This is a genomic window from Archangium sp., assembly GCF_036388035.1.
Taxonomy (GTDB): domain Bacteria; phylum Myxococcota; class Myxococcia; order Myxococcales; family Myxococcaceae; genus Archangium.
In genome coordinates, this window is the sequence record NZ_DASVSO010000482.1 from 1 (window position 1) to 8,326 (window position 8,326).

At 70.1% G+C, this 8,326-nt stretch carries 6 protein-coding genes; 3 read left to right on the plus strand and 3 right to left on the minus strand.

What is annotated here, in order from left to right:
- From VF697_RS19500 to VF697_RS19510, 3 genes are all read left to right on the plus strand, one after another.
- Positions 1-977: hypothetical protein (locus VF697_RS19500; RefSeq protein ID WP_331097161.1), on the plus strand; the 977-nt coding region annotated here is incomplete at its 5' end.
- Positions 978-1,035: 58 nt separating this feature from the next.
- Positions 1,036-2,433 (plus strand): hypothetical protein, encoded by a 1,398-nt coding sequence (locus VF697_RS19505; RefSeq protein WP_331097163.1) that lies wholly within the window; start codon positions 1,036-1,038, stop codon positions 2,431-2,433.
- A 72-nt stretch (positions 2,434-2,505) separates the two neighbouring features.
- The gene (locus VF697_RS19510) at positions 2,506-3,816 is read left to right on the plus strand and encodes a M18 family aminopeptidase (RefSeq protein WP_331097165.1); all 1,311 of its coding nucleotides are present in this window, start codon (positions 2,506-2,508) and stop codon (positions 3,814-3,816) included.
- Between the two features lie 3 nt (positions 3,817-3,819).
- Here VF697_RS19510 and VF697_RS19515 read toward each other — a convergent pair whose 3' ends face one another.
- From VF697_RS19515 to VF697_RS19525, 3 genes are all read right to left on the minus strand, one after another.
- A complete protein-coding gene (locus VF697_RS19515; protein WP_331097167.1) occupies positions 3,820-5,763 on the minus strand; it encodes an ATP-binding protein in 1,944 nt (647 codons plus the stop codon).
- 208 nt (positions 5,764-5,971) lie between these two features.
- Positions 5,972-6,964, minus strand: a complete 993-nt coding sequence (locus tag VF697_RS19520; protein WP_331097169.1) for a serine protease — start codon at positions 6,962-6,964, stop codon at positions 5,972-5,974.
- 109 nt (positions 6,965-7,073) lie between these two features.
- Positions 7,074-8,261, minus strand: a complete 1,188-nt coding sequence (locus VF697_RS19525; RefSeq protein WP_331097171.1) for a cytochrome P450 — start codon at positions 8,259-8,261, stop codon at positions 7,074-7,076.
- Between the last annotated feature and the right edge of the window lie 65 nt (positions 8,262-8,326).

The window sequence follows — 8,326 nt, forward strand, 5'->3', positions numbered from 1 at the left end:
CGGAGGCGCTCGGCGTGACGGGGGAGGCCGTGCAGGGCGCGAGGGACTTGGGAATGGAGTGGGTGCTGTGGGAGGGCATCGTTCCGGTGCTGGAGGCGCGGAAGCAGCGCGCGCAGGCACCGACGCTGGCGGCGACGAAGCAGGAGCCGGACGCCGCGTCCATCGAGTGCGGCATGCCCATCATCGGCCTCGCCGGGAAGAGCCAGCCGGGCACGGTGATGTTGCTGGGAGAGATGCACGGCACTCGGGAAGTGCCCCGCTTCGTGGCGCTGGGCGCCTGTCAGGTGGCCACCCGCGGCACCCCGGTGACGGTGGGGCTGGAGATGCCGGTGGAGAACCAGGAGCGGGTGCGGCGCTTCATCGCCAGCGCGGGCTCCGAGGATGACCATGCGCGGCTGATGGAGAGCCCCTTCTGGCGCAGCCCCTACCCGGACGGTCGCAGCAGCGAGGCGGTGGTCCAGCTGTTGGAGCAGCTCCGCTGGCTGCGGGCCCAGGGGCTGGACGTGAACGTCTTCGTCTTCGATCACCCGGAGTTGCAGGGCGAGAGCCGCGAGGGCGCCATGGCCGGGACGATCCTCTCCCAGGTGGAGCAGGGCCCGGGGCGCTTCTTCCTCATCGTCACCGGCAACATCCACCCGCGCACCCTGCCGGGCGTGCCGTGGGACCTGGGCTACCGCCCCATGGGCTACATGCTCGCCCGGAAGCTGCCCTCCCTGCTGTCGCTGGACGTGGCCTTCGACAGTGGCACGGCGTGGATCTGCTCGGTGGATCCGACGCTCGCGTGTGGCGAGCGGCCCGCCAGGGGCAAGGACAACGGGGACCGGTACTTCGTGTCCCTCTTCGAGCGGCCGACCGAGTCCGGCTACCACGGCGTCTTCTACGTAGGCCGGGTGTCGGCCTCCCCGCCCGCAGTACGTCTCGGCGGCTCGAAGTCCGACGCCGATGAGCAGCGCACCACCAGTCCCAACCCGATGTGAACCTGGCGGTCGCGGCTCGCTCCGCGGCCATCCCTAGAGAGAACCTGGAGGACGTTGAATGAGAAGGATGGCCTTCGTTTGCCTGTCGCTGCTGGCCGTGCTGTCGGGGTGCTCCTCGCGCTTCGTGGACTTCGCCCCGGATGAGGAGGCCATCTACGAGCAGCCCATCGACGAGGTCTGGCCGTTGGTGCGCACGTACTTCTCGTCGAGGGGCTTCGCCATGCGCGAGGCTCCCGGAGTGGCCTCGCTGGAGACCGAGTGGCGTGAGGAGTTCGCCGGCTCGCGGGTGGCGGGCTACTGGCACCGCTACCTGGTCACCGCCAGGCCCGAGGGGCCCCACCGCTGCAAGCTGGTCATCACCCGCGAGACCCGTAGCGCCAACAAGGCGCTGAGGGCGCCGGGCAGTGAGCTCGTCTGGGGCGTGGACGGGCGCACCGCCGAGAACCCCTCGGGCCTCGGCAGCCAGGTATCCCTCGAGACGTCGATGCAGGCGATGACGGGGGGCGACGCCACCGTCCAGGTCCAGTCCCAGCAGACCGCTCGGGATGGGGTGCTGGAGTGGAAGGTGTTCCGGGCGATCGCCCCGGAGCTCGCGAAGGACGCGAAGAAGTCCAGCGACACCCCCGAGGTGGTGGTGACGAGGAGCGACGACGTCGAATGCGGCGTGCCCATCCTGGGGCTGGGCAAGGTGGTGCGTCCCGGCAACGTGGTGCTGCTCGGGGAGCTGCATGGCACGCAGCAGGTGCCGCACTTCATCGCCCAGAGCGTGTGCCAGGCGGCCGTGCAGGGCGTCCCCGTGACGGTGGGCCTGGAGATTCCCGACATGAACCAGGAGCGGCTCCAGACCTTCGTGGCCAGCGAGGGCAAGGAGCAGGACTGGGCGAAGCTGATGGAGAGCCCCTTCTGGCGCAGCCCCTACCCGGATGGCCGCAACAGCGATGCCGTGGCCTATCTCATCGAGGCCCTGCGCAAGCTGCGCAGCCAGGGGCTGGACGTGGCCGTCTTCGCCTTCGATCGCCCGCCGCTCGAGGGGGACGCGCGCGAGGAGGCCATGGCCAACACGGTGATGGAGGTGGCTGGCAACTCCCAGGACCGGGCGGTGCTGGTGGTGAGTGGCAACCTCCACCCCCGGCAGGTGAAGGGGCTGCCCTGGAATCCCGACTACCGGCCCATGGGCCTGCGCGTGGCGGACAAGTTCTCGAACGTGTACTCGCTGGACATCGCCTACAAGAGCGGCACGGCGTGGATCTGCGCCGTGAGCGCGGAGCAGAAGCTGGACTGCGGCGTGAAGCCCGCCAAGGGCGAGGACAATGGGGAGCGCTACTTCGTCCACCTGTTCGGCGGCAAGAAGCAGGGCTACCACGGCATCTTCTACGTGGGCGCCGTGTCGGCCTCGCTGCCGGCGGTGTACCACGGGGCGGAGCCCGCGGGTGACGCCCAGTCCGCCGAGCCCTAGCGCTGATCGCTTCCTGGCAGAGTCGCCACGTTTCGCGTGGCATGGCCCGGCGGCGGCGCTAGCCTGGAGGGGATGACTCCCTCCGATACCGACGCCGCCGCCAACGACCTGCTGGCCTATATCGATGCCTCGCCTACCCCGTACCACGCGGTGCGCGAGACGATCCGCCGCCTGTCCGCCCAGGGCTATCGCGCCCTCGACGAGCGCGAGCCCTGGGACCTGAAGCCCGGGGACAAGGTGTACGTCACCCGCGGGGACACCAGCATCGCCGCCTTCCACCTCGGCTCCGCTCCGGTGGATCGCGCTGGCTTCAAGCTGGTGGGCGCCCACACGGACTCGCCCAACCTGCGCATCAAGCCCAACCCCCACGTGCTGCGCTCCAGCTACCACCAGCTCGGCGTGGAGGTGTATGGCGGCGTCCTCTTCAGCACCTGGTTGGATCGCGACCTGTCGCTCGCCGGCCGCGTGGTCGTCACGAAGGACGGCCGCCTGACGCACCACCTGGTGGACTTCCGCCGCCCGCTGCTGCGCATCCCCAACCTCGCCATCCACCTCAACCGCACCGTCAACTCCGAGGGCCTCAAGCTCAACGCCCAGGACCACCTGGTGCCGGTGCTCGCCCTGGAGCGCTCGGGCGCGGTGGACCTCAAGGCGATGCTCGTCGAGGAGCTGGCCCGGGGCGGTGCCCGCGTGGAGACGGGTGACATCCTCGGCTTCGACCTGTGCCTCTATGACACGCAGCCCTCCAGCCGCTCCGGCGCCTTTGGCGAGTTCCTCCACGCGGCCCGCCTGGACAACCTCGCCAGCAGCCACTCGGCCCTGTCCGCGCTGCTGGCCCTGAGCGGGCCCGGCGAGGCCACCCGCGGGGTCGTGCTGTACGACCATGAGGAGTGCGGCAGCCGCAGCGCCCAGGGCGCCGCGTCCCCCTTCCTGAAGGACTTGCTGGAGCGCATCACCCTGGCTCACTCGGACGGGCGGCGGGACTCCTTCCACCGGGCCATCCGCCACTCGTTCCTGGTGTCGGCGGACATGGCGCATGCGGTGCACCCCAACTACGCCTCCCTGCACGAGCCCAAGCACCAGCCGCTCATGGGCGCCGGCCCCGTCATCAAGTCCAACGTCAACCAGTCCTACGCCACCGACGGCGAGAGCTGGGCCTGGTTCGCGCTCCACTGCCGCGAGGCCGGCGTGACGCCGCAGGTCTTCGTCACCCGGACGGACCTGGGGTGTGGCAGCACCATCGGTCCCATCACCGCCGGGGAGCTGGGCATCCGCACCGTGGACGTGGGCAGCCCCATGCTGTCCATGCACTCCATCCGCGAGATGGCCGCCGCGGCGGACGTGGCGGCGATGATCTCCACGCTGCGCGCCTTCTTCCGCTGAGCCTCACCCTACCTTGGCGAGCACCTCGCGCGTCACCGCCAGCAGGGCCCGCGCGTTGAAAGGCTTGTCCACCCGGCGGTTGGGCACCCGATCCAGGAAGGACTTCGCCTGCGGCGTGAAGGCGCCGCCGGTGAGGAAGATGACGCGGCCGGTCAGCTCCGGGCGCAGCCGCTGCAGCGCCGCGTGGAAGTCCATGCCGTTCATCCTCGGCATCATGAGGTCACACAGGATGAGGTCGAAGCGCTCTCCCGCCTCCAGGCGCGGGAGGACCTCGGCCGCCAGCGTGGCGAGCACCACATCATGGTGGGGCCGGAGGATGCGCTCCACCGCCGAGCACAGCATGGGCTCGTCGTCGATGACCAGCACCCGGCCCCGGGCACTGGGAGGGGGTTCGGGCCGCGGCTCCTCCGGCGCGGGCTGCTCCAGCGGCGTGGTGGCCACCTGCAGCAGCACCTGGAAGGTGGTGCCCCGGCCCAGGTCGCTGTGGACGTGGATCTCCCCGCCCATCGCGGTGATGAGGTTGTGGCAGATGGACAGGCCCAGCCCCGTCCCCACTCCCGTCGGCTTGGTGGTGAAGAAGGGATCGAAGATGCGGCCCATCAGCTCGGGCGCGATGCCGGCCCCGGTGTCCGACACCTCCACCGCCACCTGTCCGGAGGGCAGTGTGCGCGTGGTGACGCGGATCTCATGCTGGTCCGCCTCACCGTCGGCGGGGATGGCCTGGGCGGCGTTGACGAGCAGGTTGAGGAAGACCTGCCCCAGGCGCGAGTCGTTGCCGTGGACCGGCGGCACCTCTCCATAATCCTTCACGAGCTGCGCGCGGTGGCGGATCTCCCCGGCCGCCAGGCTCAGGGTGGACTCCAGCACCTTCCTCACGTCCACCGCCCGGATGGGATCCTGCTGCGTCTCGCGCGTCTCCCGGGAGAACGTCTTGAGGTCTCCCACGATGGTCTGCACCCGGTCCGCGCCGTGCAGCGCCTCGCCGAGCGCGGCGCACACCGACTTCACCGTATGGGTCAGGGAGGGGCAGGGAGGCCCCTCCTTGGGCCAGCGCTCCATCAGGCGCCCCATCTCCTCATGCACGTAGCCGAGGTTGGCCGTGACGTAGGCCAGTGGGTTGTTGATTTCATGCGCCACGCCAGCGGCCAGCGTTCCCACCGAGGCCATCCGGTCCGACAGCAGCAGCCGCGACTGCAGCTGCTTGCGCTCGGTGATGTCCGGGAACATGGAGACGACGTGCGGCGTGCCCGCGTACTCGGCGATGCCCGCGAAGACGAGCACGTGGCGCAAGTCCCCGCCCTTGGTGCGCACGCGCGACTCCATCCCGCGCAGCGCTCCCTGCTCCCGGAAGAGCGCCGCCAGCCGATCACTCTCGAGGGGCGTCTCCCAGAGGTTCAGCTCCCTCGGGGTGCGCCAGAGCATCTCCTCGCGCGTGTAGCCGAACAGCCGCAGGCAGGCGTCGTTGAGGTCGACGAAGGCGTTCCCCTCGCGCGTGATGATGCAGGTGGGCACCGGGCTCTCCCGCAGCAGCACCGCGCACAGCCCGTCCAGCTTGAAGTCCTCGGGCAGCGCCTCCGGTCGCTCGGACGCTCGACGCAGGGCGAGCCGCAGCCGGAGCGCGACGGAGGCCTCGTCCAGCGGCAGCATCAGGAAGTCGTCCACTCCGGCATCCAGCAGCGGGGGAAGCTGCTCCTGCTGCTCGGGCCGCGCCACCAGCAGGATGGCGGTATGCGCCCCGCGCGGACAGCTCCGCAGCGCCCGTACGAGCACGATCCGGTCCCCCGCGTCGTCCATCCCCACCAGCACCAAGGGAAAGGGAGACTGGCGGAAGGCCGCGATGGCCGCCTCGTCGTCACCGGCGTGCGTCGGATTGACGCCGAGCTGCCGCAGCAGGGTCTCCACGGGCGAGAGATCGAAGGTCCCGGATGGAACGAGCAGTGCCCGCATGTCTTCCTCGTAGGGGGGTTGCCGTGTGTCGACCGGGGGGCCGGCCGCGCGCCTCGCGCAACTGACGTCTTACTACGGGCAGACGTCCCCTCCGACGGGGGGCGGGGTGGCCTCCCATGGATGACGCTTCCCTGGCTGCCCTGGACGTCGCGAAATGAACGAATTCCATGGAAACCGGGGTGATGAGAGGCCTGGGGCCCCGGAGGTTTCACTGCATGTATGACTTGGGGGCCGCCATGCGTGCGAAGGCCGCCTGGGCCTGTAGCCAGCGATCGATGACGTGGAGCAGGCCATCGAAGGTGTCGCGCAGGGCCCAGGCCCGCTCATCCGCGTCGGCGAGGGTCGTGCAGCGCTGGAGACCCTCGCGCAGGGCGGCCTGGGCACCGGGGCAGTCCGAGCGCTCCAGGATGAGGCGCTCGGCCGCGCGCGCGTAGAAGCGGTAGCAGCCCTCGGGGTCTCCCCGGTTGTAGGTGGGTGCCCCCAACTGGATGGCCTGCATGATGCCCAGGGCCACCTCCTCGACGGCGTCCGTGGCGCACCCCTCCAGCAGCGAGAGCGGATGGGTGGGGATGTGCCGCTGGCGGGAGGCCGAGGGCCGGGCCTGGGTGAGCGCGGAGATGGGCTGCGTCCCGGGCCGCTCGAGCAGCGGCAGCACGTAGCGCGAGGGGATGACGATGGTGACTGGCCGCCCGTCCGCGAAGGCGCAGGTGGCCACGCCCACCAGCGCGCCCGAGGCATCCAGCACCGGACCGCCCGAGGCGTCCTCGGGCAGCGCCGCCTCCAGCTCCAGGAAGGTGAGGGACTCGTCGAGCACCTGCACCGCCTGGACCCGGGTCTCCAGCAGCCCCATCATCCCCCCGCCGGCCGGCAGGAGGATGAAGAGCATGTCGCCCTCGCCGGGGTGGGCCTCGGGCGCGAGCTCCAGCGCCTGTACGTCGTACGTGGGCAGCCGCAGCACGGCCAGGTCCCGCTTCTCGTCCAGGGCGATGACCTCCTCCACCTGTAGGAACTGCTCATCGGCAAGCTGGACGTGGACCTCCTCGGCCCCGGCCACCACGTGCAGGTTGGTGACGAGGTAGCCCTGGGGTGAGACCACGAAGCCCACCCCCTGGCGGCCGGGCAACTCCAGGATGGCGAGAGAGGGAGCTGCTCGGGCGGCGACCGCTCGAGCGGTGGAGAGTTCGGTGTCGGCGGTCATCATGAGGGTCTCCTGCGGCTTCCCTAGAGCATGGACACGCCAAGAGGGCCGGGCAGGCGGCATCGCCAGAGCGGCCCGATGGAGGCAGGGCGACCGGCCAGTCTGGGAGGCCTCAGTCCTCGTGGGGCACGAGGGGCAGGGACAGGGCGCCTCGCATGATGACCGAGACATTGAAGCGCACCGGCCCATCACCGGGCGTCAGCCGGGAGAACCGGGCGAGCAGCGCTTCCAGGGCCAACCGAGCCTCCAACCGCGCGAGCTGCGCGCCCAGGCAGAAGTGGATGCCGTGGCCGAAGGGCAGGCTGTGCTGTCCCACGGGCCGGTCCATGTCGAAGCGATCGGGGTCGGGGAACAAGGCCTCGTCGCGGTTGGCCGAGGCCACCAGCAGCAGCACCCGTCCCCCCTTGGGAATGCGCACGCCGCCGAGCTCCACGTCCTCCATGGCCAGTCGCACCAGACCCTGGATGGGCGAGCCATGGCGCAGGGCCTCCTCGATGAACCGGGGAATGAGGGCGGGCTCCGCGCGCAGCCGGGTCATCAGCTCCGGCTGCTCCTGCAACCGCCTGGCGGAGTAGCTCAACAGGTGGACGGTCGTCTCCAGCCCTCCGAGCAGGAGCAGCATGAGGAAGCCCATCAGCTCCGTGTGCGTCAGCGCCTGACCGTCCAGGCGTGCGCGCATCAGGTCGCTCACGAGGTCCTCGCGGGGCTCGCGCCGACGCGCCTCCAGGACATCCTCGAAGTACTCCCGGATCTCATTCACCGTGGCGCGCATCTGCGCCTGCCGCTCCAGGTCCGAGCCGACGCTGGTGAACTGGGTGATGACCTCCATCCAGTCCTTGATCTTCGGATGGTTGGTGATGCCCACCAGCTCGCCGACGACGGCGATGGGAACGGGGAAGGCGAAGTGCTCGACGAAGTCCACCGAGCGGCCGGCCGGCAGCCCGGCGATGACCTGCTTCGCGTGCTCCCGGATGCGAGGCTCCAGCCGGGTCTGCACGCTGGGCCCGAAGGCGCGGGAGATGAGCGTGCGCAGCCGGGTGTGGTCCGGCGGGTCCATGACGAGCATCGAGTCCGCGATCGGGTAGTTGGGGATCCACTCCGGGCGATAGGTCTGTCGCAGGCCCTCGGACGAGAAGACCTTCGGGTTCTTGAAGGCCGCCACCACGTCCTCGGCACGCGCGACGGCCCACATCCCACCTGGGTCCACCTGACATACGGGGTTGTGACGGCGCAACTCGGCATAGAGGGCGTAGGGATTGGCCCGTACCTCGGGGGCGAACAGGTTCACACGACTGCTCATGTTGGGTGGCCTCGATGGGGAAAGAGCAACGGGAAGCATCGCATGGTAGCGCTGTCAGGTGCTGT